General features: G+C 59.0%; 26 protein-coding genes. 4 read left to right on the top strand and 22 right to left on the bottom strand.

Translation table 11 applies throughout. From position 1 onward, the window contains the following. Positions 1–82 precede the first annotated feature (82 nt). The 3 genes from guaB to ICA15_RS25780 all read right to left on the bottom strand — a co-directional run bounded on the left by guaB (position 83) and on the right by ICA15_RS25780 (position 3,262). Positions 83–1,552: an IMP dehydrogenase gene (gene guaB, locus ICA15_RS25790; protein ID WP_115147749.1), complete on the bottom strand. Its 1,470-nt coding sequence runs from the start codon at positions 1,550–1,552 to the stop codon at positions 83–85. Positions 1,553–1,761: 209 nt separating this feature from the next. Then, a complete protein-coding gene (locus tag ICA15_RS25785) occupies positions 1,762–2,310 on the bottom strand; it encodes a sugar ABC transporter ATPase (protein WP_150601793.1) in 549 nt (182 codons plus the stop codon). A 184-nt stretch (positions 2,311–2,494) separates the two neighbouring features. After that, positions 2,495–3,262, bottom strand: coding sequence for a sulfite exporter TauE/SafE family protein (locus tag ICA15_RS25780; RefSeq protein WP_210554986.1), 768 nt, complete (start codon positions 3,260–3,262; stop codon positions 2,495–2,497). 100 nt (positions 3,263–3,362) lie between these two features. On the opposite strand from ICA15_RS25780, the gene ICA15_RS25775 reads away from it, so the two are divergent. From ICA15_RS25775 to leuA, 4 genes are all read left to right on the top strand, one after another. Next, the gene (locus ICA15_RS25775) at positions 3,363–4,259 is read left to right on the top strand and encodes a LysR family transcriptional regulator (RefSeq protein WP_210554985.1); all 897 of its coding nucleotides are present in this window, start codon (positions 3,363–3,365) and stop codon (positions 4,257–4,259) included. 141 nt (positions 4,260–4,400) lie between these two features. Beyond that, positions 4,401–5,780 (top strand): exodeoxyribonuclease VII large subunit, encoded by a 1,380-nt coding sequence (gene xseA / locus ICA15_RS25770; protein ID WP_047302997.1) that lies wholly within the window; start codon positions 4,401–4,403, stop codon positions 5,778–5,780. 3 nt (positions 5,781–5,783) lie between these two features. Continuing rightward, positions 5,784–6,605 carry a M23 family metallopeptidase gene (locus tag ICA15_RS25765; protein ID WP_150601796.1) on the top strand — a complete coding sequence of 274 codons (822 nt, stop codon included), beginning with the start codon at positions 5,784–5,786 and terminating at the stop codon, positions 6,603–6,605. A gap of 479 nt (positions 6,606–7,084) precedes the next feature. Beyond that, positions 7,085–8,764, top strand: a complete 1,680-nt coding sequence (leuA, locus tag ICA15_RS25760; protein WP_150601797.1) for a 2-isopropylmalate synthase — start codon at positions 7,085–7,087, stop codon at positions 8,762–8,764. 145 nt (positions 8,765–8,909) lie between these two features. Here the strand turns inward: leuA and ICA15_RS25755 are convergent, their stop codons facing one another. The 19 genes from ICA15_RS25755 to iscR form a co-directional block, all read right to left on the bottom strand. Beyond that, entirely contained in the window at positions 8,910–9,701 is a 792-nt protein-coding gene (locus ICA15_RS25755) for an amidohydrolase (RefSeq protein WP_210554984.1), read from the bottom strand. Continuing rightward, entirely contained in the window at positions 9,689–10,837 is a 1,149-nt protein-coding gene (locus ICA15_RS25750) for a pyridoxal phosphate-dependent aminotransferase (RefSeq protein WP_210554983.1), read from the bottom strand. Before ICA15_RS25750 ends, ICA15_RS25755 begins: the two co-directional genes overlap by 13 nt. Positions 10,838–11,128: 291 nt before the next feature. Further along, positions 11,129–12,598 carry a ribosome biogenesis GTPase Der gene (der, locus tag ICA15_RS25745; RefSeq protein ID WP_042560918.1) on the bottom strand — a complete coding sequence of 490 codons (1,470 nt, stop codon included), beginning with the start codon at positions 12,596–12,598 and terminating at the stop codon, positions 11,129–11,131. A 139-nt stretch (positions 12,599–12,737) separates the two neighbouring features. Then, entirely contained in the window at positions 12,738–13,889 is a 1,152-nt protein-coding gene (gene bamB / locus ICA15_RS25740; protein ID WP_042560919.1) for an outer membrane protein assembly factor BamB, read from the bottom strand. Further along, positions 13,882–14,523 carry a YfgM family protein gene (locus ICA15_RS25735; RefSeq protein WP_150601800.1) on the bottom strand — a complete coding sequence of 214 codons (642 nt, stop codon included), beginning with the start codon at positions 14,521–14,523 and terminating at the stop codon, positions 13,882–13,884. Before ICA15_RS25735 ends, bamB begins: the two co-directional genes overlap by 8 nt. Before the next feature lie 41 nt (positions 14,524–14,564). Then, positions 14,565–15,854, bottom strand: a complete 1,290-nt coding sequence (gene hisS / locus ICA15_RS25730; protein ID WP_016984369.1) for a histidine--tRNA ligase — start codon at positions 15,852–15,854, stop codon at positions 14,565–14,567. A gap of 33 nt (positions 15,855–15,887) precedes the next feature. Beyond that, positions 15,888–16,997: a flavodoxin-dependent (E)-4-hydroxy-3-methylbut-2-enyl-diphosphate synthase gene (gene ispG, locus ICA15_RS25725; RefSeq protein ID WP_150592716.1), complete on the bottom strand. Its 1,110-nt coding sequence runs from the start codon at positions 16,995–16,997 to the stop codon at positions 15,888–15,890. Between the two features lie 3 nt (positions 16,998–17,000). After that, the gene (locus ICA15_RS25720) at positions 17,001–18,050 is read right to left on the bottom strand and encodes a helix-turn-helix domain-containing protein (protein ID WP_210554982.1); all 1,050 of its coding nucleotides are present in this window, start codon (positions 18,048–18,050) and stop codon (positions 17,001–17,003) included. Beyond that, the gene (gene pilW / locus ICA15_RS25715; protein ID WP_150604297.1) at positions 18,050–18,808 is read right to left on the bottom strand and encodes a type IV pilus biogenesis/stability protein PilW; all 759 of its coding nucleotides are present in this window, start codon (positions 18,806–18,808) and stop codon (positions 18,050–18,052) included. Before pilW ends, ICA15_RS25720 begins: the two co-directional genes overlap by 1 nt. Positions 18,809–18,820: 12 nt before the next feature. Beyond that, positions 18,821–19,969 (bottom strand): 23S rRNA (adenine(2503)-C(2))-methyltransferase RlmN, encoded by a 1,149-nt coding sequence (gene rlmN, locus ICA15_RS25710; RefSeq protein ID WP_042560925.1) that lies wholly within the window; start codon positions 19,967–19,969, stop codon positions 18,821–18,823. A gap of 28 nt (positions 19,970–19,997) precedes the next feature. Then, positions 19,998–20,423, bottom strand: coding sequence for a nucleoside-diphosphate kinase (gene ndk / locus ICA15_RS25705; RefSeq protein WP_042560926.1), 426 nt, complete (start codon positions 20,421–20,423; stop codon positions 19,998–20,000). 87 nt (positions 20,424–20,510) lie between these two features. Then, positions 20,511–20,711, bottom strand: coding sequence for a Fe-S cluster assembly protein IscX (iscX, locus tag ICA15_RS25700; protein ID WP_150604298.1), 201 nt, complete (start codon positions 20,709–20,711; stop codon positions 20,511–20,513). Positions 20,712–20,725: 14 nt separating this feature from the next. Then, positions 20,726–21,067, bottom strand: a complete 342-nt coding sequence (gene fdx, locus ICA15_RS25695) for an ISC system 2Fe-2S type ferredoxin (protein ID WP_150592713.1) — start codon at positions 21,065–21,067, stop codon at positions 20,726–20,728. Continuing rightward, a complete protein-coding gene (gene hscA, locus ICA15_RS25690) occupies positions 21,067–22,932 on the bottom strand; it encodes a Fe-S protein assembly chaperone HscA (RefSeq protein ID WP_210554981.1) in 1,866 nt (621 codons plus the stop codon). The genes fdx and hscA overlap by 1 nt, the downstream gene beginning before the upstream one ends. A gap of 51 nt (positions 22,933–22,983) precedes the next feature. Continuing rightward, positions 22,984–23,505: a co-chaperone HscB gene (hscB, locus tag ICA15_RS25685; RefSeq protein ID WP_210554980.1), complete on the bottom strand. Its 522-nt coding sequence runs from the start codon at positions 23,503–23,505 to the stop codon at positions 22,984–22,986. A gap of 8 nt (positions 23,506–23,513) precedes the next feature. After that, positions 23,514–23,837: an iron-sulfur cluster assembly protein IscA gene (gene iscA, locus ICA15_RS25680; protein ID WP_003227904.1), complete on the bottom strand. Its 324-nt coding sequence runs from the start codon at positions 23,835–23,837 to the stop codon at positions 23,514–23,516. Between the two features lie 34 nt (positions 23,838–23,871). Next, the gene (iscU, locus tag ICA15_RS25675) at positions 23,872–24,258 is read right to left on the bottom strand and encodes a Fe-S cluster assembly scaffold IscU (protein WP_042560931.1); all 387 of its coding nucleotides are present in this window, start codon (positions 24,256–24,258) and stop codon (positions 23,872–23,874) included. Positions 24,259–24,358: 100 nt separating this feature from the next. Then, positions 24,359–25,573 (bottom strand): IscS subfamily cysteine desulfurase, encoded by a 1,215-nt coding sequence (locus ICA15_RS25670; RefSeq protein ID WP_150604301.1) that lies wholly within the window; start codon positions 25,571–25,573, stop codon positions 24,359–24,361. Positions 25,574–25,620: 47 nt separating this feature from the next. Then, a complete protein-coding gene (gene iscR, locus ICA15_RS25665) occupies positions 25,621–26,112 on the bottom strand; it encodes a Fe-S cluster assembly transcriptional regulator IscR (RefSeq protein ID WP_150592710.1) in 492 nt (163 codons plus the stop codon). Positions 26,113–26,314: the final 202 nt, after the last annotated feature.

The following is a 26,314-nucleotide window of genomic DNA, read 5'->3' as shown; positions in this document are numbered from 1 at the left end:
GTAATTCAGAAACAGTCGTGATTCAGAAACAACTCGGGGCTGAATAACACAGCCCCGGTTGCTTAACGATTTGCTTGAAGGCTCAACCTACGCGGTAGTTTGGCGCTTCTTTGGTGATCTGCACGTCGTGGACGTGGGATTCGGCCATGCCGGCGCCGGTGATCCGCACGAACTCAGGCTTGGTGCGCATTTCTTCGATGTCGGCGCTGCCGGTGTAACCCATCGAGGAACGCAGACCGCCCATCAACTGGTGAATGATCGCGCTCAGGGTGCCTTTGTACGGCACACGGCCTTCGATGCCTTCCGGAACGAGTTTCTCGGCGCCTGCCGAGGAGTCCTGGAAGTAACGGTCGGAAGAACCTTGAGCCTGGGACATGGCGCCCAGCGAACCCATGCCGCGATAAGCCTTGTACGAACGGCCCTGGAACAGTTCGATCTCGCCCGGTGCTTCTTCAGTACCGGCGAACATCGAGCCCATCATCACGCAGGAAGCACCGGCAACGATGGCCTTGGACAGGTCACCGGAGAAACGGATGCCGCCGTCGGCGATCAACGGCACGCCTGTGCCTTCAAGGGCAGCGGCGACGTTGGCGATGGCACTGATTTGCGGAACGCCGACACCGGCGACGATGCGGGTGGTGCAGATCGAGCCAGGGCCGATACCGACCTTGACCGCATCGGCGCCAGCTTCGGCCAGGGCCTTGGCGGCAGCGCCGGTGGCGATGTTGCCGCCGATCACCTGCACGTCAGGGAAATTCTGTTTGACCCAGCGAACGCGGTCGATCACGCCTTTGGAGTGACCGTGAGCGGTGTCGACCACCACCACGTCCACACCGGCATTGACCAGAGCCGCGACGCGGTCACCGGTGTCTTTACCGGTACCAACCGCAGCACCCACGCGCAGACGACCTTGGTCGTCCTTGCTGGCCAGCGGGTAGGCTTTGGCTTTTTCGATGTCGTTGACGGTCATCATGCCTTTGAGGGCGAATTTGTCGTCGACGATCAGCACGCGCTCGATGCGGTGCTTGTGCAGCAGTTCGCGTGCTTCGTCCTTGCTGGCGCCTTCCTTGATCGTGACCAGACGCTCTTTGGGCGTCATCACTTCACGGACAGTCGCTTCCAGACGGCTTTCGAAACGCACGTCGCGGGAGGTGACGATGCCGACCAGGTCGCCATCGTGCAGCACCGGAACGCCGGAAATATTGTGCATGCGGGTCAGTTCGAACAGATCACGTACCGTGGCGTCAGCCTCGATGGTAATCGGATCCTTGACCACACCGGCTTCGAACTTCTTGACCTTGCGCACTTCGGCAGCTTGCTGCTCGATGGTCATGTTCTTGTGGATAATGCCGATGCCACCTTCCTGAGCCATGGCAATTGCCAGACGGGCTTCAGTAACGGTGTCCATGGCGGCAGAAACCAGAGGAATGTTCAGTTCGATGCCACGGGTAAGACGGGTCTTGAGACTGACTTCGTTAGGTAGCACCTCGGAATAACCAGGCACTAAAAGAATGTCGTCGAAGGTCAGAGCTTCTTGGCTGATACGCAGCATCGCGGGGGCTCCCGAGCGGGAAAATGGAAGCGCGCCATTATAGTCAGACACCCCCTGCTGTTCAATGTAAAACTCAGCCTAATTGATATACGGAAAACCCTGCTCTTTGTAGGAGTTGCCGAAGGCTGCGATCTTTTGATCTTGATCGTTAAATAGAAAGATCAAAAGATCGCAGCCTTCGGCAGCTCCTACATGGGCGCAGGTGCGCCTCAGAGTTCGACTTTTACCCAGCTCACAGGTTGATCGAGCCAATCGGCAAATTCGTCGATAAAGCTCTGTTTGAAGCCCGCTTCCAGCCAGTTGTTGAAGATGAAGCCAAGATTGGAGAACGCGCATTCCTGCAAGAACAGAAAGCCGTTGATGTCGTCTTCGTGCCCGCATTCGGGGCAGGTGAAGTTGTCGGTGCGTGCCGGCATCCATTCTTCGAGGCTTTCGAACAGCGCCTCGCCGATTTCCCGGCGACATTCGGCGCAACCGGCTTCTTCGAGGAAGCCCTTGGCCGGGGTAAAGATGCAACGCTTGGTGACGATTTCCAGGCCATTGACCGGCTCGCCGAATGGCAGCGCCTCGGGGTGCAGCACCACCGCGCGGGCGCCATCAGCGATCGCGTAGGCCATGCGGTTGCCGGTGCGCCCGCAGGTACTCAGCTCTTCCTTGACGATATTCTTGCGCACCAGCCAGCGCACAATCGCCCGCGCCCGGGGCTCGTGCACCGGCAGGGTGGAGATTTTAGGGACGATGATGCTTTGCGAATTCATGGGTGCAGCCTGCGACGTCAAATGGAAGTTCTGCGGTGCTCACTCTGCCGTCATCGCGGGCAAGCCCGCTCCCACAGGGTCTGAGGCGAATACAAACATTGTGATCGACTCAAATTACTGTGGGAGCGGGCTTGCCCGCGATGGCGTCAGTGCGGCCGGCAGCTTAATCCCTGACGAAATCCGGTCAAGTGCTGAAGTAGCGCACGATCAACGCAATCCCGCTCGCCAGCACCAGCCACATCACCAATCGCACAAACGCCTCGCGGGACAAACGCATCGTCAACCGCCGACCGGCCCACAATCCCAATGCCATGGCCGGCAAGAAACACAGCGCCAGCATCAACAAGGGTAGCTCGGCATACACGCCTGCGATGGCGAACAGGCACAAACGCACCACCGTGCTGCAACTGATGAGTGCACTTTGCGTCGCCCGCGCGGCCTCTTTCGGCAGACGACTATTGAGATAGATCGCATATAGAAAGCCGCCACTGCCAAACAGCGCCCCGAACAATCCACCCACCGTGCCCATCGGCAGCGCCCACGCGGCGGACAACTGCGTGGGCTGCGTCCTGACCCACAAGCTGTAAACGGCATAGGCCGTGATAAACAGCCCCATCAACAGCAACAACAGATCCGATTTGAGGTTGAGCAGAAATATCACCCCCAGCGTACAGCCCACCGCCATGCACGGCAGCAGCCGCAGCAACTCGGTTTTGGCCACATCCCGGCGCGACGGCAGCAGATTGCCGAACGCGGCGACGAAATCCAGCAACACCAGCAACGACACGATCTTCGACAGCGGCATGAACAGAATCAGAATCGGCCCCGCCACCAGTGCCGTCCCGAATCCGGCAATGCCAAACACGATATAGGCCAGCGCAATACTCAGCCCAATGACCAACCAGCCTTGCAGCCCCCACGACCACTCACTCAACAATCCAGCCACGCTCATCGACCTGCTTCCTTTTTAAGCCTGTGATGACTTTAGCCATTGCGGTGTGTTGCGACTAATATCTTCAAAGCCCACCACTCATCTCGAAAAGGCATGACTCGTGCTTTCCACCCGTCAACTGCGTTACTTCGTAGAAATCGCCGAATGCGGCAGCTTCAGCGCGGCGGCTGAACGTTTGTTTGTCGCGCAATCAGCCCTGAGCCGGCAGATCAAGGACATGGAAATTCGCCTGCAAACCCCACTGTTCGAACGCACCGCACGGCAGCCGCGCCTCACCGCTGCGGGCGAAGCGTTTTTGCCGCGAGCGCGCAATCTGCTCACCGAACTGAACAAGGCCAGCGCCATGGCCACCGAAGTCGGCAAGGGTCAACTCGGCACGTTGCGTTTAAGTCATTCCAGCACTGTGCCAATCAGTGGACGACTGCTGCGCGACATCAGTGCGTACCTCGAGCAGCAACCCGGCGTTTCGCTGGACATTGGCAAGCTGTCCTCCGAGGCGCAGCTTGAAGAGCTCGCTGAGGGAAGGCTCGATATTGGTCTGTTACGCCTGCCGGTTCTGCGTCAGCGTGAAGGCATTCAGGTGGTGCCGCTGTTTACTGAAAAATTGTTACTGGCCGTGCCGGCAGATCATCGATTGGCAGCCTGCAATGTTGTGGAACTGGCACAACTAAAGGACGAAGCGTTCATTTCGATCCCGCATCCGCAACGCGGCGGTCTGAGCTATTTATGCGCCGATCTGTGCATGCGCCAGGGTTTCTTCCCACAACCTGCACGGGTGATGTCGCGCAAAACCACGCAGTTGCAGTTGATTCAGGCAGGATTCGGTATCGCCCTGCTGCCCGAGTCGATGCAGGACATCGCCCCCACCGGTGTACGATTTTTGCCGCTGGCCGATCCCGATTGCCAAAGCACCGTCGCCCTCGCCTACCGCCAGAATCCCACACCGCTGATTCACCAGTTCATCCAGACATTCACAAATCCCCAAACCCTCCCCTAATCCCGACTTACTCAAATCCCTGTAGGAGCTGCCGAAGGCTGCGATCTTTTGATCCTGCTTTTAAAATCAAAAGATCGCAGCCTTCGCCAGCTCCTACAGGGATCGTGCATTGATTGGGGGAATGCCTTTAAACTGCGCCCCATGATTAAAGATCCCTTTGCAAGACTTGGCCTGGACCGTGAAGTCCTGACCGTCAGCCAGCTCAACGGCCGCGCGCGGGTGTTGCTTGAAGACGTGTTCAGCAACATCTGGGTCGAGGGCGAAATCTCCAACCTCGCCCGTCCGGCGTCCGGCCACATCTATTTCACCCTCAAGGACAGCGGCGCTCAGGTGCGCTGCGCACTGTTCCGGCAGAACGCTGCTCGAGTGCGTCAGGCGCTGAAGGATGGTTTGGCGGTGAAGGTGCGCGGCAAGGTCTCGCTGTTCGAGGGCCGTGGCGACTATCAATTGATACTCGACACCGTGGAACCGGCCGGTGACGGTGCCTTGCGCCTGGCCTTCGACGCGCTGAAGGAAAAGCTCAGCGCCGAAGGCCTGTTCAGTGCCGAACGCAAAGTGCCGCTGCCGGCGCATCCGCAGCGCATCGGCATCATCAGCTCGCCAACCGGTGCGGTGATCCGCGACATCATCAGCGTGTTCCGCCGCCGTGCGCCGCAGGTGCAGTTGACCTTGATCCCCACCGCCGTACAGGGCCGCGAAGCCACCGCGCAAATCGTCCGCGCCTTGAAACTGGCGGACGCGCGCGGCTTCGATGCGCTGATCCTTGCCCGTGGTGGCGGCTCGCTCGAAGACCTCTGGTGCTTCAACGAAGAAGCCGTGGCGCGTGCGGTCGATGCCTGTGTGACGCCAATCGTCAGCGCCGTCGGCCATGAAACCGATGTGTCGATCAGCGACTTTGTCGCCGACGTGCGCGCACCAACACCTTCCGCTGCCGCCGAGTTGCTCGCCCCCGACTCCAGTCATCTGATCCGTCAGGTCGAAAGCCTGCATCGTCGTTTGGTGATGCGTATGCGTGACCGCTTGATGCGCGATCGCTTGCGCCTGGAAGGCATGGCTCGTCGTTTGCGTCATCCCGGCGAACGTCTGCGCCAGCAGGCTCAGCGCCTGGATGATCTGGATATGCGCATGCGCCGGGCTTTCGAGCGCCAGCTCAATACCCGCCGCGAACGTCTGATTCGTCTGGAAACCCGCCTCGCCGGACAACATCCGGGACGCCAACTGGCGATGTTGCGCCAGCGCCTGGACAGCCTCGCCGAACGGCTGCCCCGGGCCATGCGCGAAGGTCTGAAAAACCGTCGACTGCAATTGCAAAGTCAGATGCAGACGCTGCATGTGGTCAGCCCGCTGGCGACCCTCGGCCGTGGTTACAGCATTTTGCTCGACGAACGCGGCAACGCGATTCGCAATGCCGCGCAGACCCACACCGGCCAGCGCCTGAAAGCCAAACTCGGCGAAGGCGAACTGCAAGTGCGCGTCGAGGACAATCACCTGACGCCCGTCACCCTTTCTTTACTGGACTGATCCATGCCGCGTTTTCTGGCTCCATTGTTTTTGCTGTGCCTGACCTTCAATGCCCACGCCGACAGTTACATCACCCGGCTGCTGAACAAACCGGTTCCCGGCGGTGTGGCAGTGGTTGATCTGGGCGCTGGCGCTCAGGCGCCGAAAGCCACGTACCAGGGCAAACCCGTATTGGTAGTGAAAGAACAGAACAACTGGCTGGCGATTGTCGGTGTGCCGTTGACGGTCAAGCCTGGCGCGCAGCAGATCAGTAGCGGCGGACGTACTCTGCCGTTCACCGTTGGTAACAAGAAATACCCCGAACAGCGCATCACCCTGAAGAACACTCAGCAGGTCAATCCAAACCCGGCCAACCTCAAGCGCATCGAGGGCGAACTGGCCGAGCAGATCAAGGCTTACCGCAGCTTCAGTCCGAACACACCAAGCAATCTGCTGCTGGATAAACCGGTCAACGGGCCGCTGTCGAGCAAGTTCGGCGTGCGCCGATTCTTCAACGGTGAAGAACGCAATCCTCATGCTGGCCTCGACTTCGCAGTCCCGGCCGGCACGCCGATCAAGACCCCGGCGGGGGGCAAAGTGATCCTGACCGGTAATTACTTTTTCAACGGCAATACGGTGTTTGTCGATCATGGCCAGGGCTTTATCAGCATGTTCTGCCATATGTCGAAAATCGATGTGAAGGTTGGCGATCAGCTGGCTCGTGGGGCAGTTGTGGGCAAGGTCGGTTCTACTGGCAGGGCGACCGGGCCGCATATGCACTGGAACATCAGCCTGAATGATGCGCGGGTGGATCCGGCGATTTTTATTGGTGCGTTTCAGCCCTGAGTTATGTGGTGAGGCTACCGGCCTCATCGCGGGCAAGCCCGCTCCCACAGGGTTCGAGGTGAACATGAATGTTGTGTACACCACCAATCTCTGTGGGAGCGTGGCTTGCCCGCGATGACGGACTCACTGTCACCGAAATATTCTGGAATAACACATCACCCTCAATTGCGCCCCAACCAAACCTCGCGCAAACATCAAAACGATCCGGCAACTTACAAGCAATAAAATCGCGCAAAAGCCGTCTTTTCGAGTATTCCTCTCAATTTTTTTCGACTGCTTGCCAACCTCTCCCCTCGCGGTTAGGGTTGAAGGCATGAAAACCTCTCACACCCTTATTCAGCTTCGCCAGCACCGCAGCCTGTGCCTCGTCAGCGCACGACTGCCAGGCTGAATCGCGGCGCCTCGTCCCACGCTTTTCCCAACATATTCGTTGTACCGGCAGGCCGCCTCTTTTCGGCCCAGACAATAAGGAATTCCCGATGAGCATGCTCAAAGATCCGTCCTCGAAATACCGCGCTTTCCCCGTCATCAACTTGCCGGATCGTACCTGGCCGTCGAAAACCATCGACACCGCGCCGATCTGGTGCAGTTCCGACCTGCGTGACGGCAACCAGTCGCTGATCGAACCGATGGATGCGGCGAAAAAGCTGCGCTTCTGGAAGACCCTGGTGCAGGTCGGCGTGAAGGAAATCGAAGCGTCGTTCCCGGCCGCTTCGCAAACCGACTTCGACTTCGTGCGTACCCTGATCGAAGAAGGCCACATCCCGGACGACACCACCATTCAGGTGCTGACCCAGGGCCGTGAAGACCTGATCGAGCGCACATTCGAATCCCTGCGCGGTGCGAAGAAAGCCATCGTCCATTTGTACAACGCCACTTCGCCTTCTTTCCGTCGCATCGTCTTCAACCAGGACAAGGACGGCATCAAGGCCATCGCGGTGAACGCGGCCAAGCTGTTCGTCAAATACGCCGCCATGCAGCCGGACACCGAGTGGACTTTCGAATACTCGCCGGAAACCTTCAGCGCCACCGAGCTGGAATTCGCCAAGGAAGTCTGTGATGCAGTGATCGAGGTGTGGAACCCGTCGCCTGAGCACAAGATGATCCTCAATTTGCCGGCCACTGTTGAGTGCGCAACACCGAACATCTATGCCGACCAGATCGAATGGTTCGGTCGCAACATCAACCGTCGTGACAGCGTGATCATCAGCCTGCACACCCACAACGACCGTGGCACCGGCGTGGCCGCCACCGAGCTGGGCCTGATGGCTGGCGCCGACCGCGTCGAAGGCTGCCTGTTCGGCAACGGCGAGCGTACCGGCAACGTCGACCTCGTTACCGTCGCACTGAACATGTACACCCAAGGCCTGGACCCTCAGCTGGATTTCTCCGACATCGACGGCGTGCGCAAAGTCGTTGAAGAGTGCAACCAGATTCAGGTTCACCCACGTCACCCGTACGTTGGCGATCTGGTCCACACCGCTTTCTCCGGCTCTCACCAGGACGCGATCCGCAAAGGCTTCTCCCAGCAGAAACCGGATGCCCTGTGGGAAGTGCCGTACTTGCCGATCGACCCGGCCGACATTGGCCGCAGCTATGAGGCGGTGATTCGCGTCAACAGCCAATCGGGCAAGGGCGGCATCGCCTACTTGCTGGAGCAGGAATACGGCATCAGCCTGCCGCGTCGCATGCAGATCGAGTTCAGCCAGGTCGTGCAGCGTGAAACCGATCGCCTGGGCCTGGAGATGACAGCCAAGCAGATTCACTCGCTGTTGATCAGCGAATACCTGCAAGCCAACACTCCTTACGCACTGGTCAGCCATCGCCTGCAAGAAGAAAACGGCAACAGCGCCGTCGAAGTTGAAGTCGCGAGCAAGGGTCAGGGCGAAACCAACCTGCACTGGCGCGGCAAGGGCAACGGTGCGCTGGAAGCACTGGTGGCCGGCTTGCCGATTCCGGTGGAGATCATGGACTACAACGAACACGCGATTGGCGCGGGCACCAACGCCAAGGCAGCGGCTTACATCGAGCTGCGCGTGAACGGCGAACGAGCGGTGCACGGCGTGGGTATCGATGAAAACATCACCACTGCCAGCTTCAAGGCACTGTTCAGCGCGCTGAATCGCTCGTTGAGCCAGCCGGAAGCGAAAGCGGCTTAAGCCTTCGCTGACATGCAAAAGGCCCCGGAGTGTGAACTTCGGGGCCTTTTTGTTGAAGATCAAAAGATCGCAGCCTTCGGCAGCTCCTACAGGATGTACACCGTCCCGATGTAGGAGCTGCCGAAGGCTGCGATCTTTTTCTTTTTCAGGTGAATTCGAAGGTGTCGGCATCCAGATTCGCCGGAAATCGCTCGCGATATGCCGCCAGTGGCGCCGCTTCCAGCACAGCCTTGAACACCCCGTCCGCCTCCCCTACCGCCAGCAAAGACTCGCCCTGAAAATCCAGCACTTGGCTGTCGCCGGTGTAGGCAAAGCCTTTACCGTCGGTGCCAACGCGATTCACCGCTGCCACGTAACAGAGGTTTTCGATGGCGCGCGCCGGCAACAACCGATTCCAGTGCAGCCGCCGCGCACCCGGCCAGTTCGCGGTGTACAGCAGCAGATCGGTGTCCTGCGCGTCGCGACTCCACACAGGGAAGCGCAAGTCGTAGCAAATCAGCGGACGAATTCGCCAACCCTTGAGTTCGAACTGCACCTGCCGCTCACCCGGCGTGTAGTGATTGTGTTCGCCGGCCATGCGAAACAGGTGACGCTTGTCGTAATGCAGCACTTCACCGTCCGGCCGTGCCCACAACAAGCGATTGCGATGGCTGCCGTCAGCCGCCTGGATGATCACGCTGCCGGTGACCACCGCATTGAGCTTTGCAGCCTGAAGCCGCAGCCACTTGCTGGTCGGACCATTCTCAGCTTCGGCGAGGGTTTCCGACTCCATGGAGAAGCCAGTGGTGAACATCTCCGGCAGGATGATCAGATCCGCCCCGCGCGCCTGCTCCAGCAACACCTCGAAATGCTCGAAGTTGGCCTGGCGGTCGTGCCACGCGAGGCTGGTCTGGATCAGCGCCAGGTTGAGATCGGGTAATGCACTCAAATCACGCATAGTTTTGCCGCTGCTTCGCGCAACGTCTCCTCGCGTTTGGCAAAGCACAGCCGCACGAGGCGCTGGCCTTCAGGTGGGCTCTGATAGAACACCGAGATCGGAATACTCGCCACGCCGTGTTCGCGGGTCATCCACAGGGCCATCTCGACGTCGTTGAGGTCAGGGCGGATTTGCGAGTAATCGACCAGTTGGAAATAGGTGCCGGCAACCCGATTAAAGGTGAATCGCGACGGTGCCAGCAAATCACAGAACAGATCGCGCTTGGCCTGATAGAACGCTGGCAGCTCTTCGACATGCTCCGGGTGCTCGGCCATGTAATCGGCCAAGGCGTATTGCAGCGGCGTGACGCCACAGAAACTGACGTACTGGTGCACTTTACGCAGTTCAGCCGTCAGGGCTGGCGGCGCGACGACGTAACCGGTTTTCCAGCCAGTAACGTGGTACGTCTTGCCGAACGAGCTGATGACGAAGGCGCGCTGATACAGCTCTTCATGAGCCAGCACGCTGACATGCGGCACGCCGTCAAACACCAGGTGTTCGTAGACTTCATCGCTGATCAGATAGATGTCGCGATCGCGGATCAGCGCCGCCAATTGATCCAGTTCCGCTCGGCTGATCAGCGCTCCGCTCGGGTTGTGTGGGGTGTTGAGGACGATCATTCGCGTGCGTGGGCTTATGGCTGCGGCAAGCTTGTCAAAATCGATGGAGAAATCGTCAGGGCTCAGTTGCACATGCACGCAGCGACCACCAGCCAATTGCGTTGCGGGGTCGTAGCTGTCATAGCACGGGTCAAACACGATGACTTCGTCGCCGCTGTGGATAACGGCCTGAATCGCACAGAAGATCGCCTGGGTGGCGCCAGGCGTCACGGTCACTTCATTTTCGGAATCCACCTTCACGCCATAGCTGCGGGCGATCTTCGCCGCGATCTGCTCACGCAGTGCAGGCAGGCCGGTCATTGGCGAATACTGGTTATGGCCACCGGCAATATGCCGACCGACTGCATCACGCAGGGACTGCGGGCCGTCGAAATCAGGAAAACCCTGGGACAGGTTGATGGCGCCGGTCTGCGCTGCGAGCTGAGACATCTGCGTGAAAATCGTGATGCCGACATTCGGCAGCTTACTGGTGATCATCGGGGTTTCCCTGCTCAACACCCGGCTCTGACGACGGCGCGGGAGAGCCCGAGGATAGCCCATCCGACGCCCATAAAAAAAGGGCGCCAGATGGCACCCTCTTCTTTGTAAAACACCGCGATACCTGTGGCGAGGGGATTTATCCCCGATCGGCTGCGAAGCAGTCGCAAATCTGTTGAATGCGGTTTGACTGATACACCGCGGGCGCAGGTTTTGGGGCTGCTGCGCAGCCCATCGGGGATAAATCCCCTCACCACAAAAGCCCCACACAAAATTGTGCAGGGCCTCGGATCACTTCTTGTCGCGGCGTTTCTTGTCGGCTTTCTTGCTGTGCGACATCATCCGACGCTTCCTGTTGACCTGGCGGTCGGTCAGCGTGTTTTTGTTGCCTTCGTACGGGTTCTCGCCGCCCTTGAACTCGATGCGGATCGGCGTACCGACCAGCTTCAGCACACGGCGGTAAGTGTTCTCCAGATAGCGCACGTACGACTTCGGCACTTTCTCGATCTGGTTACCGTGGATCACGATGATCGGCGGGTTCGCACCACCCAAGTGGGCGTAACGCAGCTTGATCCGGCGGTTGTTGACCATCGGTGGCGCGTGCTCGCCAACCGCGTCTTCCAGAATCTGGGTCAGACGGTTGGTCGGCCAGCGGGTGACCGCCGACTTGAACGAGTTCTGTACGGAAGCGTAGAGGTTGCCCACGCCAGTGCCGTGCAGTGCCGAGATGAAGTGGATATCGGCATAGTCAACGAAGAACAGGCGACGCTGAAGTTCGACTTTCACGAAGTCGCGCTCGCTCGGCGTCATGCCGTCCCACTTGTTGATCGCGATCACCAGCGCACGACCCGACTCAATGGCGAAGCCCAGCAGGTTGAGGTCGTGATCGACCACACCTTCGCGGGCGTCCATCACGAAGATCACGACGTTGGCGTCTTTGATCGCCTGCAGCGTTTTGACCACGGAGAATTTTTCGACTTCTTCGTGAATCTTGCCGCGCTTGCGCACACCAGCGGTGTCGATCAGCGTGTACTTCTCTTCATTCCGCTCGAACGGGATGTAGATACTGTCGCGGGTGGTGCCGGGCTGGTCATAAACGATTACCCGGTCTTCACCGAGCATGCGGTTAACCAGAGTCGACTTGCCAACGTTCGGACGACCAATGATGGCGATCTTGATGCCGTCTTTTTCGCTCGGGCCAGGAATGCGCTTGGCTTCCTCGCCTTCGGCAACGACTTCTTCTTCGCCGTCTTCCGGCTCTTCTTCGTCTCTCGGGAATTCACCCAGGGCGATTTCCAGCATCTGGGTGATGCCGCGACCGTGAGCACCGGCGATAGGAATCGCGTGGCCCATGCCCAACGGAGCAAATTCAGCGCGGGCCATTTCCGGGTCGATGTTGTCGACCTTGTTGGCAACCACGTAGGAACACTTGTTACGTTTGCGCAGGTGTTCGGCGATCATCTGGTCGGCGGCGGTGAAACCGGCCTTGGCATCTACCAGGAACAACACAACATCTGCTTCTTCAATGGCCAGCAGCGACTGCTCGGCCATTTTTTCGTCCATACCGTGCTCGTCACCGGAGATACCACCGGTGTCGACCAGAATGTAGGAACGCCCTTGCCACTTGGCCTCACCGTACTGGCGATCACGGGTCAGACCGGACAAGTCGCCGACGATGGCGTCGCGAGTCCTGGTCAGGCGGTTGAACAAGGTGGACTTGCCGACGTTCGGTCGGCCCACCAGGGCGATTACGGGAACCATGCGGCTCTCCACTTCGTTATTTCAGAAAATACAAAAGCCGCTGCGAGGCAGCGGCTGGTGCTCGGGGCAACACTGCGGGGGTGAACAGGTTCACTCCCGCAAGTGAAGCTGCCTGGGGTGTTATCCCCAAGCATAGTTGTTACTTGATGGTCAGGGCTTCCAGTTTGCCGCTGTTGCCATACACATAAATCGTGTCACCCACCACCAGCGGACGGGCACGCAGGCCGTCGCTGTCGATGCGCTCACGGCCGACGAAACGACCGTCAACCTGACTCAGCAGGTGCAGATAACCTTCCAGGTCACCTACTGCAACATAGCTGGAAAACACTTCCGGAGCCGACAGTTGGCGGCGAGCCAGCGAATCGTTGCTCCACAAAGCCGTGGTAGAACGCTCGTCGACGCCTTCAACGGTGCCCGAAGACAGGCTCACGTAAACGCTGCCGAAACCTTGAGCAATACCGGCGTAGCTCGACGCATCGCGCTGCCACAGTTGACGACCGCTTTCCAGATCCAGTGCCGCAACGCGACCCTGATAGCTGGCAACGTACAGCGTGCCGCCGGACAGCAGCAGACCGCCGTCGATATCGACCACGCGCTCCAGTTCCGAACGACCCTGTGGAATGGCGATGCGTTGTTCCCACACCGGCACGCCATTGGAAATATCCAGGGCGACTACTTTACCGGTCGACAGACCAGCCACCGCGAGGCGGTTGGTCACGAGCGGTGCGCTGGTGCCACGCAGGGTCAGCACGGCAGGAGTGCTGTCATACACCCAGCGCTGAGTACCGGTGGAAGCATCCAGACCGATCAAACGATCGTCCTGAGTCTGCACCACTACCACGTCGCCGTTGTTGGCCGGCGGCGCGAGGACTTCACTGTTGACGCGAGCACGCCACTTCTCTTCACCGTTGATGGTGTCCAGAGCGACGACTTCGCCACGCAGCGTACCAATCAGAACCAGACCGTAACCTACGCCAACGGCGCCGGAGACAGGCAGTTCAAGATCCTGATCCCACTTCACGTCGCCGTTGCTGCGATCCATGGCCATTACCACGCCGGTCACATCGGCCGCGTAGATGGTGTCGCCGTCGATCGCCGGTACCAGCATGTTGTAGGTTTCGCCCTGACCGTCACCGATCGAACGACTCCACTGCTTTTGCAGCACGACTTCTTCTTTGAAGTCGGTCAGCTCGGCCGGTGGCAATTCTTTTTTGCTGTTGCTGCTGCAACCCGCGGCCAAAATGGCCAGAGCCAGCAATGCTGCATGCTTCCAACGGATCACGTCACGCATCCCCTTTGGCCAGGTCGTCGAGCTTGATTTGAAGGCCACCGACCGCCGCTTCATCCGACAGTGCCGCCTTGGCTTTTTGATACGCCTTGTTCGCGTCGTCGGTACGGCCCAGCTTCACCAGCAGGTCGCCCTTGAGTTCTTCGCGAGTGGCCAGGAACGCTTTGTCGGCGTCGCCGTCGAGCAGTTTCAGAGCGTCATCCGCTTTGTCCTGCGCGCCCAGCACCTGCGCCAGACGCTGACGGGCGATTTCGCCCAGCGCCGGATTGGCCGGTTTGTCGACGATGGTTTTGAGCTCGGTCGCGGCGTCGTCCAGCTTGCCGCTGTCGACTGCAACTTTGGCCACGAACAGGCTGCCGTACTGCGCATAGGCAGTGCCGCCGAATTCGCTCTTGAGCTTGCCGGCCAGATCCGCAACGCGGGCAGCATCAGGCTTGCCGTCAGGCGTCAGCGTGGTTTCCAGCAGTTGCTGATAGAGCACCGAGGCGCCTTGCGACTGGTTGCCCTGATATTTGTGATAAGCCTGCCAGCCGAACACGATGACCAGCGCCAACAGGCCGCCGGTGACCAGAGGTTTGCCGTTGCGTGTCCACCAGTCTTTCAAATCCGCCAACTGTTCGTCTTCGGTACTCGACACCCCAATACTCCTTAATCGCTAATTCGGCTGTTAAGACAGCTTCAACCCTGCACGACGCAGGTGGCCAGGTGAGCGGCAAGCGCATCCCAGGCAATGCTTTGTTGTTCGCCCTGGCCACGCAGGGGTTTGAAACCTACCACTTGCTGGGCCATTTCGTCGTCACCGAGGATCAGTGCGTACAGCGCACCGCTCTTGTCGGCCTTCTTGAACTGGCTTTTGAAGCTGCCAGCGCCGGCATTGACTTGCAGACGCAGGTTTGGAAGCTGATCACGTACACGCTCGGCCAGAGCCAGACCGGCCAGCTCGGCTTCTTCACCGAAGGCGCAGAGGTAGACGTCGACCTGGCGGGAAATTTCTTCCGGGATCTGCTCGAGGGTCTCGAGCATCAGCACCAGACGTTCAATGCCCATGGCGAAACCAACGCCGGTGGTCGGCTTGCCACCCATTTGCTCGACCAGACCGTCATAACGACCGCCCGCGCAAACAGTACCCTGGGCGCCGAGCTTGTCGGTGACCCATTCGAAAACGGTTTTGCTGTAGTAATCGAGGCCGCGTACCAGTTTCGGATTGAGCACGTACGGAATGCCGACGGCATCCAGACGGGCCTTCAAGCCTTCAAAGTGTGCACGGGACTCGTCGTCCAGGTAGTCGGCCATCTTCGGCGCATCAACCAGCACGGCCTGGGTGTCGGCATTTTTGGTGTCGAGCACGCGCAGCGGGTTGGTTTTCAGGCGACGCTGGCTGTCTTCGTCGAGCTTGTCGTGATGCGCCGAGAGATACTCGACCAGCGCTTCACGGTAGCGACCACGGGACTCGCTGGTGCCGAGGCTGTTGAGTTCGAGCTTGACCGCATCACGGATGCCCAGCTCGCCCCACAGGCGCCAGGTCATGGTGATCAGCTCGGCGTCGATGTCCGGACCGTCGAGGTTGAACACCTCCAGACCGATCTGGTGGAACTGGCGATAACGGCCTTTCTGCGGACGCTCGTGGCGGAACATCGGGCCGATGTACCAGAGTTTCTGCACCTGACCACCGCCAGTGATGCCGTGCTCAAGCACTGCACGCACACACGCCGCGGTGCCTTCCGGACGCAGGGTCAGGGAGTCGCCGTTGCGGTCTTCGAAGGTGTACATCTCTTTTTCGACGATGTCGGTCACTTCACCGATCGAGCGTTTGAACAGCTCGGTGAACTCGACGATCGGCATGCGGATCTGCTTGTAACCGTAGTTATCCAGCAGACGCGCAACAGTGCCCTCGAAATAACGCCACAGCGGGGTCTGTTCGGGCAGGATGTCGTTCATGCCACGAATGGCTTGCAATGACTTGCTCACTTTAAATCCTTAAATTCGTTCGGCTCTGTAGGCTCAGCCGCGCGCGATAACCGCTGCGTCAGCTTCGACCTTTTCGGCCGCTTTCTGGCGGATCAGCTTTTCCAGATGATCCACCAGATTGTCATTCGTCAGTTTCTGCGCCGGCTTGCCGTCGATGTAAATCAGGTTTGGCGTGCCGCCGGTCAAGCCGATATGGGCTTCCTTGGCTTCGCCGGGGCCGTTGACCACACAACCGATCACCGCGACATCCAGCGGCACCAGCAGGTCTTCAAGGCGCCCTTCCAGCTCGTTCATGGTCTTGACCACATCGAAGTTCTGCCGCGAGCAGCTCGGGCAGGCGATGAAGTTGATGCCACGGGAACGCAAATGCAAAGACTTGAGAATGTCGTAACCGACCTTCACTTCCTCGACCGGATCGGCCGCCAGCGAGATGCGAATAGTATCGCCAATCCCTTCGGCGAGCAGCATACCTAGGCCCACGGCGGATTTCACTGTGCCCGAACGCAATCCACCGGCTTCGGTGATGCCAAGGTGCAGCGGCTGGACGATTTCTTTCGCCAGCAAGCGGTAGGCTTCGACGGCCATGAACACGTCGGAAGCCTTCACGCTGACCTTGAAGTCCTGAAAATTCAGGCGTTCGAGGTGTTCAACGTGACGCAGAGCGGACTCGACCAGCGCCGCCGGGGTCGGCTCGCCGTATTTCTTTTGCAGGTCTTTTTCCAGCGAGCCGGCGTTGACGCCGATGCGGATCGGGATACCGCGATCACGCGCAGCATCAACCACTGCACGCACGCGATCTTCGCGACCGATGTTGCCCGGGTTGATACGCAGGCAGTCCACACCCAGTTCGGCTACGCGCAAGGCAATCTTGTAGTCGAAGTGAATGTCGGCAACCAGCGGCACCTTGACCAATTGCTTGATCTTGCCGAATGCCTCGGCGGCGTCCATGTCCGGCACCGAAACGCGAACGATGTCGACGCCAGCGGCTTCCAGACGATTGATTTGTGCAACGGTGGCGGCTACGTCATTGGTGTCGCTGTTGGTCATGCTCTGTACAGCGATAGGCGCATCGCCGCCCACCGGTACGTTGCCGACCCAGATCTTGCGCGAAACGCGACGTTTGATTGGAGATTCGCCGTGCATGACTTATTGACCCAACTTCAGGCGAGCAGTCTCGCCACTGGTGAACGGAGCGACATCGACCGCTTGGCCGTTGTAGCTGACCTGAGCGCCACGGGCATAGCCCAGGCGTACGGCAAATGGAGGCTTGCCGGCAACAGACAGGCTGTCGCCCTTACGCTTCAGGCCACTGAACAGAGTCTTGCCACTGGCATCGGTAACCTGGGTCCAGCAATCGGCAACGAACTGCACCGAAACCTGACCCTGCCCCGCAACTGGCGCGGACGCTTGCGCGGTTGGCGCTGGCGTCGCAGGAACCACCGGAGCGGTAACGGTCGGAGCAGGAGTGGCCGGAACGTTCGGTGCCGGCGTGGCAGGGGCAGCGACAACCGGTGCCGGGGTTTGAGCCGGTGCAATTAGCGCCGCAGCCGGAGCGGCCGGTGCTGCCGGTGCCGGTGCCGTTGCCGCAGTGGCAGGCTCGGCGCCGGTAGATTCGGCGGTGGTCTCCGATTGCGGCAGTGCCAGGGCAGTCGCGCCCTCGGCCTGACCTTCGGCAACGGCCTGGTCTTCCGGCTCGTCAATCGGGTGAATCTGCGTGGTGCCATCGGCGCCTTCGACTTCGACGTGCTCAGGGGCGAGGCTGGTCAAGTCTTTGGTGCGCTGCGAAGTCTGATCCTGCCACCAGACGAAACCGCCGCCGATGACCGCGATCAGCAACAGCAGGCTGACGATGCGCAAAATGGTGTGGGAAACGCGCACCGGCTCTTCGATACGTCCCAGCGCATGCACGTTGCTGCCCTGGGAATCGGTGCCGGTGGACTGGTCGAATTGCTGAACCAGAGCGGTCTGGTCCATGCCGAGCAACTTGGCATAGGCGCGAATATAGCCGCGAGCGAAGGTGTGCCCCGGCAGCTTGTCGAAAGCGCCGGCTTCAAGATTGCTCAGGGAAGTCACGGTGAGGTTGAGCTTGAGGGCCACTTCGGCCAGCGACCAGCCATTGCTTTCGCGGGCCTGGCGCAAGGTCTCACCGGGGTTAACGCGATTCGCTGCTACAACTTCGGGATGCGCCGCTTTCATCATTGCTCCGACAGGTATTGCTGATATTCCGGCGTACCGGGATAGAGTCGTTTTAATTGCAGGCCATAACTGGCGGCCTTGTCGCGATCTTCAAACACTTTTGCCAGCCGAACGCCGAGCAATAGACTACGTGCATTTTGTTCGGTTAGCAGGCTGAAACGGTCGTAATAGTCACGCGCGGGCACATAATGCCTGTCTTCGAAGGACAACTCAGCCATTTCCAGCAATGCGCGCGGTTGTTGACGATTCAAGCGCAGGGCTTTTTCCAGTTGCTGCTGCGCCAGATCACGCTGTCCGAGCTTCGCCGCCGTCATGCCGAGATTCTCGAACACGCGCGAGCGCTCAGGATACAGGGTATCGGCGGCGGCCTGTTCAAAACGCTCGTAGGCTTCCTTGTAACGCTGTTCTTCGTAGAGAAAACTGCCGTAGTTGTTGAGGGTTCGGGCATCGGCGGGACGTGAAGACAAGGCCTTGCGGAAGTGTTCGTCAGCCAGTGCAGGCTCCATTTCGGCCTGGAACACCAGTCCGAGCGCAGCATTGGCGTCCGGATCGGAGCTGTCCAGGTCCAAAGCCTTTTTCAGCGGCACCTTGGCGCGTTCGGTCATGCCCTGCTGCAAATACCCCAGCCCCAACTGCACATAAGCGGCTCGCGCTTCATCGCGGCCCTTGCTGGTCTTCATCGGGTTGTAGTCACCCGACAGGACACAGCCAGCACTCAGGCTGGCCAACAGCAACAGCAGCGCAAAGCGCAGGGACATAGAGATCCTCTCTTAGTTTGTATTCGCGGCGTTCTGCGCCAGATCGCCGTCGGCGTTCAATTCCCGCACGGCAATGTAACGTTCGCTGCGACGGGTGCGATCCAGCACCTGTCCTACCAATTGACCGCAAGCCGCATCAATGTCTTCACCACGAGTGGTGCGCACAGTGACGTTGAAGCCTGCCTGATGCAGTTGATCCTGGAACCGGCGGATAGCATTGTTGCTAGGCCGCTCGTACCCGGAATGCGGGAACGGGTTGAACGGAATCAGGTTGATCTTGCATGGAATGTCTTTCAGCAACTCGACCATCTCAACGGCATGTTCGACTTTGTCGTTGATGTCCTTGAGCAAGGTGTACTCGATGGTCAGCACGCGCTTCTCGCCCAGGGACGACATGTAGCGCTGGCACGACTCGAGCAGCATCTTAAGCGGATATTTCTTGTTGATCGGCACCAATTGGTTACGCAATGCGTCATTCGGTGCGTGCAGGGACAACGCCAGGGATACGTCGATGTGCTTGGACAGCTCATCGATCATCGGCACCACACCCGACGTGGACAGGGTCACGCGGCGCTTGGAGATCCCGTAGCCGAGGTCATCCATCATCAGATGCATGGCGGCGACGACGTTGTCGAAGTTCAGCAGCGGCTCACCCATGCCCATCATCACCACGTTGGTGATGGCACGGTCGACGGTGGCCGGGACGCTGCCGAAAGATTTGTTGGCAATCCACACCTGACCGATGACTTCGGCGGCGGTGAGGTTGCTATTGAAGCCTTGCTTGCCGGTGGAGCAGAAACTGCAGTCCAGGGCACAGCCTGCCTGGGACGAAACGCACAACGTACCGCGTTTGCCCTGGGGAATGTACACGGTCTCGACACAGCTGCCGGACGCCACGCGCACCACCCACTTACGGGTGCCGTCGGTGGAGATGTCCTCGCTGACAACTTCGGGACCACGGACCTCGGCAATAACCTTGAGCTTGTCGCGCAAGGCCTTGCTGACGTTCGTCATGGCGTCGAAATCATCGACGCCAAAGTGGTGAATCCATTTCATTACCTGACCGGCACGGAAACGCTTCTCCCCGATTGAGTCGAAGAATTTTTCCATTTCCGGCTGGGTCAGACCCAGCAGGTTGGTTTTAACAGTCGATGTAGTCATGGATTCACCTTCACTCTTAAGCCAATGCTTAGCGAGTGGTTACTTCAGTAGCTGCGAAGAAGTACGAGATTTCACGAGCAGCTGCGGCTTCGGAGTCCGAACCGTGAACAGCGTTGGCGTCGATGGAATCAGCGAAATCAGCGCGGATGGTACCGGCAGCAGCTTCTTTAGGGTTGGTAGCGCCCATCAGCTCACGGTTCAGAGCGATAGCGTTTTCGCCTTCCAGAACCTGAACAACAACAGGACCGGAGATCATGAAGGAAACCAGGTCGCCGAAGAAACCACGAGCGCTGTGCTCAGCGTAGAAGCCTTCAGCTTCAGCTTTGGACAGTTGCTTCAGTTTCGAAGCTACAACGCGCAGGCCGGCTTTTTCGAAACGAGTGGTGATTTCGCCGATGACGTTTTTTGCAACAGCGTCAGGCTTGATGATGGAGAAAGTGCGTTGAACAGCCATGGTGTAACTCCAGAAACGGTAATTTGTGAAAAATTAAACCCGCGAATTATACGCGGGTTCTTGGGTATTGCCTAACCTGCGAGACGATCAGTCCAATTCTTTGGCCCAAAGCTCCTGAACCGCTTCCAGCACCTTCTCACCGACTCGGCCAGAAGTGCTATCAAACTCAGGCAGATCCAGGATCATCTGCTGCAGACGTACGAAACCTACAGAATATGGATCGACACCGGCATGGGCCTCGGCCAGCTCTTCTGCAATACGTTGAACATCATTCCAACCGTAGCTCATGACAGTCTTACCAGTCAGTGCGGCGCTTCGGCCGCATGGTTAAGCGAATATTTCGGAATCTCGACGGTGATGTCTTCTTCACCCACGATAGCCTGACAGGCCAGACGCGATTGCGCTTCCAGGCCCCAGGCACGATCAAGGAAGTCTTCTTCCAGCTCGTCAGCCTCTTCCATCGAGTCGAAACCCTCACGGATGATGCAGTGACAAGTGGTGCAAGCGCAGACGCCGCCGCAAGCACTTTCCATCTCGATGTGGTGTTCGTGGGCCAGTTCAAGAATCGATGTGCCGGGCGCAGCGTCGACCACCATACCCTCAGGGCAGAACTTGTCGTGGGGCAGAAAAATGACCTGCGGCATCAGATATCCTCGATTTCATTCAGATTGCGCCCCGACAGAGCGGCTTTCACCGTCAAATCCATGCGGCGGGCAGCAAAAGCATCGGTCACTTGCGACAGACGCTTGGTCTGCTGCTCGATGGCGTAACCATCGGTACCTTTCATCAGTTCGGCCAGTTCCTGCAATTGCAGGTCGATGACCATGCGCTCTTCGGCGTCGAGCAAACGCTCGCCATCCACCTCAAGAGCACCCTGCACGGCTTCGATCAGACGCTGGGCATCGACTTGCTGTTCACGCAAAACGCGAGCGACCTTGTCGTCATTGGCGTGCTGGAACGAATCCTTGAGCATCTTGGCGATTTCGCCGTCGGTCAGACCGTAGGACGGCTTGACCTGAATGCTCGCCTCAACGCCCGAACCCAGTTCGCGGGCGGAAACGCTGAGCAGACCGTCAGCGTCGACCTGGAAGGTCACGCGAATCTTCGCTGCACCGGCGACCATCGCTGGAATGCCGCGCAATTCAAAACGCGCCAGAGAGCGGCAGTCGCTGATCAGTTCACGCTCGCCCTGCAAGACGTGAACAGCCATGGCCGTCTGGCCGTCTTTATAAGTGGTGAAGTCCTGAGCACGGGCAACGGGGATGGTGGTGTTGCGCGGAATCACCTTCTCCATCAGGCCGCCCATGGTTTCCAGCCCCAGGGACAGCGGAATCACGTCGAGCAGCAACAGCTCGCCGCCATCGCGCTTGTTGCCAGCCAGAGTGTCGGCCTGAATCGCGGCACCGATGGCCACCACTTGATCCGGGTCGATTTCAGTCAACGGCTCACGACCGAAGGCTTCGGCAACCGCTTCGCGAACACGCGGGACGCGAGTCGAACCACCGACCATGACCACGGCGTGCACATCTTCCAGCTCAATGCCGGAATCGCGAACGGCGCGGCGGCAGGCTTTGAGGCTGCGCGCGACCATCGGTTCGATCAGCGCATCGAAGGCTTCGCGGGTCAGCTGTGCTTTCCAGTCGCCGTAGGCAACTTCAACACTGGCCGCATCGGTCAGGGCTTCTTTGGCCGCGCAAGCGGTTTGCAGCAGATTACGTTGTGCGCCCGGATCGAGATCGGCGGACAGGCCCGCGCTCTCGATGATCCAGCCAGCAATCGCGTGATCGAAATCATCGCCGCCCAGCGCGCTGTCGCCGCCAGTGGCCAGAACTTCAAACACACCGCCAGTCAGACGCAGAATCGAAATATCGAAAGTGCCGCCACCAAGATCGTAAATAGCTACGAGGCCCTCGGCGTGCTGATCCAGACCGTAAGCCACAGCGGCAGCGGTCGGCTCATTGAGCAAACGCAGCACGTTCAGACCGGCCAGTTTGGCCGCATCTTTGGTGGCTTGGCGCTGAGCATCGTCGAAATACGCCGGAACGGTGATCACCGCGCCAACCAGTTCGCCACCCAAGGTCGCTTCAGCACGCTGGCGCAACACTTTGAGGATATCGGCGGAGACTTCGACCGGGCTTTTCGGGCCCTGCACGGTATCGATGAACGGCATGTGCGATTCGCCACCGACGAAACGGTATGGCAGTTGCTCGCCCAATTGCTTGACGTCGGACAGACCACGACCCATCAAGCGCTTGACCGACAGCACAGTGTTCAAAGGATCGGAGGCGGCAGCCAGTTTGGCCGACTCGCCGACTTCGACGTGATCGGCGTGGTAACGCACGGCAGACGGCAGGATGACCTGCCCGTTTGCGTCGGCCAGCGGCTCGGAAAGACCACTGCGCAACGCAGCGACCAGCGAATTGGTAGTGCCCAAGTCGATCCCCACAGCCAGACGGCGCTGGTGCGGTTGAGGACTTTGGCCGGGTTCGGCGATCTGCAGTAGGGCCATCGTGATCAGGACTTATCTGTATATCAGGCGTGCGACCGGAGCGGCACTGGGTTAATCGTCGAGGCGCTCTTCTAACTGGCGCACTTCGTAGGTCAGCTTGTCGAGGAACTGCATGCGCCGCATCAGGCGTTCGGCCTGATCACGTTGTGCTGCATCATCCCAACAAGCTGCAAAACTTTCGTTGAGTTCTTCCTGGGCCACTTTCAAGCGACGCTTGAAAACTGCGACGCCGTCGAGATCGGCACTGTCCTGAAGGTCTTCGAGCTCTTCGCGCCATTGCATCTGCTGCAAAAGAAACTCGGGATCCTGGACGGTGACTTCCATCGGCACTTCATGCCCACTGACCTTCAGCAGGTAGCGCGCACGCTGGGGTGGGCTCTTGAGCACCTGATACGCCTCGTTGAGGCCGGCAGACTGCTCAAGCGCCAACCGCTGCTCGCGCTCGGAAGCATCGGCAAAGCGGTCAGGATGAACACCACGCGCCAACTCACGGTAGCGCGCGGCCAACTGCTCGAGATCCAGACGGAAGCTCGGTTGCAGCTCGAATAAAGCGAAATGACAAGGACTACCCACGACAAGCCTCAGATGTTGAAGCTTTCGCCGCAGCCACACTCACCGCGTACGTTGGGATTGTTGAACTTGAAGCCTTCGTTCAACCCTTCCTTGACGAAATCGAGCTCGGTGCCGTCCAGGTAGGCCAGGCTTTTCGGGTCGATAATCACTTTCTCGCCGTGACTTTCGAACACCTGATCCTCTGCAACCACCTCGTCGACAAACTCCAGCACGTAGGCAAGGCCGGAACAACCTGTGGTGCGAACACCCAGACGAATCCCTTCACCTTTGCCGCGCCCGTCGAGGGAGCGCCGCACGTGTCGAGCAGCCGCTTCTGTCATGCTGATAGCCATCGGTGACTCCTTACTCGTCGCCAAATCCTGAAAGTCAGATCAAGCCTTTCTTCTGCTTGTAATCGCGAACAGCCGCTTTGATAGCGTCTTCAGCGAGTACCGAGCAGTGAATTTTCACTGGCGGCAGGGCCAGTTCTTCGGCCAGCTGGGTGTTCTTGATGGTTTCCGCTTCGTCCAGGGTCTTGCCCTTCATCCACTCGGTAGCGAGGGAGCTGGAAGCGATTGCCGAACCGCAGCCGTAGGTCTTGAACTTGGCATCTTCGATGATGCCCTGATCGTTGACCTTGATCTGCAAACGCATTACGTCGCCGCACGCTGGTGCGCCGACCATGCCAGTACCGACATCCGGGTCTTCGGCATTCATCTTGCCGACGTTACGCGGGTTTTCGTAGTGGTCGATGACCTTTTCGCTGTAAGCCATGATTCTAATCCTCACTCATCAGGGCCGCTCTTGAGACCCTGTAGCTGCGCTGCATCAGTCGCCGCGTCGCTACAGGATCTGTATCCGGCGGCTTCTATATTTAGTGTGCCGCCCACTCGATTTTCGAGATATCGACGCCGTCTTTGTACATGTCCCACAGCGGCGACAAAGTGCGCAGCTTGGTAACGGCCTCGCAGACTTTCTGCGCGGCGTAGTCGATTTCTTCTTCGGTGGTGAAGCGGCCGAAGGTGAAGCGGATCGAGCTGTGTGCCAGTTCGTCGTTGCGGCCCAGGGCGCGCAGTACGTACGAAGGCTCAAGCGATGCCGAGGTGCACGCCGAACCCGACGAAACCGCCAGATCCTTGAGCGCCATGATCAGCGACTCGCCCTCAACGTAGTTGAAGCTCAGGTTCAGGTTGTGTGGAACGCGGGCAGTCAGGCTGCCGTTGACGTACAGCTCTTCCAGATGCTCGACCTGCTTGTAGAAACGGTCGCTCAAGGCTTTGATGCGCACGTTTTCGGCAGCCATGTCTTCCTTGGCCACACGGAACGCTTCGCCCATGCCGACGATCTGGTGGGTCGCCAGGGTACCGGAACGCATGCCGCGCTCGTGACCGCCGCCGTGCATGGTCGCTTCGATGCGCACACGAGGCTTGCGGCTCACGTACAGCGCGCCGATGCCTTTAGGACCGTAGGTCTTGTGGGCGGAGAACGACATCATGTCGACTTTCAGTTTCGACAGGTCGATGTCGACCTTGCCGGTGGACTGAGCGGCGTCGACGTGGAACAGGATGCCTTTGGCGCGAAGCATCTCGCCGATGGCTTCGATGTCGTTGATGGTGCCGATTTCGTTGTTCACATGCATCGCCGACACGAGAATGGTGTCTTCGCGCAGTGCGGCTTCGATCATTGCCGGAGTCACCAGACCATCAGTCTGAGGCTCGAGGTAGGTCACTTCGAAACCTTCACGCTCGAGTTGGCGCATGGTGTCGAGGACAGCCTTGTGCTCAATCTTGGTGGTGATCAGGTGCTTGCCCTTGGAGGCGTAGAAATGTGCCGCACCTTTGATCGCCAGGTTGTCGGACTCGGTGGCGCCGGAGGTCCAGACGATTTCACGCGGGTCGGCGTTGACCAGATCGGCCACCTGACGACGGGCGTTTTCGACGGACTCTTCAGCTTTCCAGCCGAACACGTGGGAACGGGACGCCGGGTTACCGAAGTTTCCGTCGACCAGCAGGCATTCACTCATTTTTTGCGCAACGCGCGGATCGACCGGGGTGGTCGCAGAGTAATCAAGGTAAATCGGCAATTTCATGGACTATCTCCTAAATCAGGGCTGGCGTGCCGCTGGCTCTACGGCTGTCATTCGACGGCGGACGCTTCAATCTTGTCCAGGCGTGGCGCCTTGCTGTTGCAACGGCGCTGGTCCTGACGCTGGGCTACTTCTTGTACCTCACGGCGAGTCACAAGATCAGCCAAGCTGATACCACTTAGAAATTCGTGAATCTGCAGGCTCAGGTCGCACCACAGGTGATGGGTCAGGCAGGTATCGCCGGAATGGCAATCACCCTGCCCCCCGCACTTGGTGGCATCGACCGACTCGTTCACTGCGTCGATCACCTGAGCCACCTGAATGCCCTGCATGTCGCGGGACAACTGGTAGCCACCACCCGGACCGCGAACACTGGAAACCAGGTTACTGCGGCGCAGCTTGGCAAAAAGCTGTTCGAGATAGGACAGGGAAATGCCTTGGCGCTCGGAGATATCGGCCAGGGACACCGGCCCGTGCTGCGCATGCAACGCCAGGTCAAGCATGGCAGTCACGGCGTATCGGCCTTTTGTAGTCAGTCGCATGGACAATTACCACGGAGTTCAGAATGGGCGGGAGTATGCAATTCCCGAGCATTTAAGTCAACTATAAGACCTAGTGCTTTAGTCGGGTTTACCCGCAAAAGAGCGCGCGAATGATATCAGGGTCTGCGGCTTAATGGCACACCGGCTGGCGTAGGCCTTTGCAGGAAATGTCGGAGGCTTCGATCTTTTGATTTTATGAACA

The sequence above is a fragment of the Pseudomonas sp. P116 genome (assembly GCF_020149425.1).
GTDB classification, from domain to species: domain Bacteria; phylum Pseudomonadota; class Gammaproteobacteria; order Pseudomonadales; family Pseudomonadaceae; genus Aquipseudomonas; species Aquipseudomonas anatoliensis.
This window is presented reverse-complemented; position numbering and strand designations above follow the sequence as displayed.

Bases quoted from the DNA above. Each gene is read 5' to 3' on its own strand.
- guaB (WP_115147749.1), bottom strand. From the start codon at position 1,552: ATGCTGCGTATCAGCCAAGAAGCTCTGACCTTCGACGACATTCTTTTA.
- ICA15_RS25785 (WP_150601793.1), bottom strand. From the start codon at position 2,310: ATGAATTCGCAAAGCATCATCGTCCCTAAAATCTCCACCCTGCCGGTG.
- ICA15_RS25780 (WP_210554986.1), bottom strand. From the start codon at position 3,262: ATGAGCGTGGCTGGATTGTTGAGTGAGTGGTCGTGGGGGCTGCAAGGC.
- xseA (WP_047302997.1), top strand. From the start codon at position 4,401: ATGATTAAAGATCCCTTTGCAAGACTTGGCCTGGACCGTGAAGTCCTG.
- ICA15_RS25765 (WP_150601796.1), top strand. From the start codon at position 5,784: ATGCCGCGTTTTCTGGCTCCATTGTTTTTGCTGTGCCTGACCTTCAAT.
- leuA (WP_150601797.1), top strand. From the start codon at position 7,085: ATGAGCATGCTCAAAGATCCGTCCTCGAAATACCGCGCTTTCCCCGTC.
- ICA15_RS25755 (WP_210554984.1), bottom strand. From the start codon at position 9,701: ATGCGTGATTTGAGTGCATTACCCGATCTCAACCTGGCGCTGATCCAG.
- ICA15_RS25750 (WP_210554983.1), bottom strand. From the start codon at position 10,837: ATGATCACCAGTAAGCTGCCGAATGTCGGCATCACGATTTTCACGCAG.
- der (WP_042560918.1), bottom strand. From the start codon at position 12,598: ATGGTTCCCGTAATCGCCCTGGTGGGCCGACCGAACGTCGGCAAGTCC.
- bamB (WP_042560919.1), bottom strand. From the start codon at position 13,889: ATGCGTGACGTGATCCGTTGGAAGCATGCAGCATTGCTGGCTCTGGCC.
- ispG (WP_150592716.1), bottom strand. From the start codon at position 16,997: ATGCACGGCGAATCTCCAATCAAACGTCGCGTTTCGCGCAAGATCTGG.
- ICA15_RS25720 (WP_210554982.1), bottom strand. From the start codon at position 18,050: ATGAAAGCGGCGCATCCCGAAGTTGTAGCAGCGAATCGCGTTAACCCC.
- pilW (WP_150604297.1), bottom strand. From the start codon at position 18,808: ATGTCCCTGCGCTTTGCGCTGCTGTTGCTGTTGGCCAGCCTGAGTGCT.
- rlmN (WP_042560925.1), bottom strand. From the start codon at position 19,969: ATGACTACATCGACTGTTAAAACCAACCTGCTGGGTCTGACCCAGCCG.
- ndk (WP_042560926.1), bottom strand. From the start codon at position 20,423: ATGGCTGTTCAACGCACTTTCTCCATCATCAAGCCTGACGCTGTTGCA.
- iscX (WP_150604298.1), bottom strand. From the start codon at position 20,711: ATGAGCTACGGTTGGAATGATGTTCAACGTATTGCAGAAGAGCTGGCC.
- fdx (WP_150592713.1), bottom strand. From the start codon at position 21,067: ATGCCGCAGGTCATTTTTCTGCCCCACGACAAGTTCTGCCCTGAGGGT.
- hscA (WP_210554981.1), bottom strand. From the start codon at position 22,932: ATGGCCCTACTGCAGATCGCCGAACCCGGCCAAAGTCCTCAACCGCAC.
- iscA (WP_003227904.1), bottom strand. From the start codon at position 23,837: ATGGCTATCAGCATGACAGAAGCGGCTGCTCGACACGTGCGGCGCTCC.
- iscU (WP_042560931.1), bottom strand. From the start codon at position 24,258: ATGGCTTACAGCGAAAAGGTCATCGACCACTACGAAAACCCGCGTAAC.
- ICA15_RS25670 (WP_150604301.1), bottom strand. From the start codon at position 25,573: ATGAAATTGCCGATTTACCTTGATTACTCTGCGACCACCCCGGTCGAT.
- iscR (WP_150592710.1), bottom strand. From the start codon at position 26,112: ATGCGACTGACTACAAAAGGCCGATACGCCGTGACTGCCATGCTTGAC.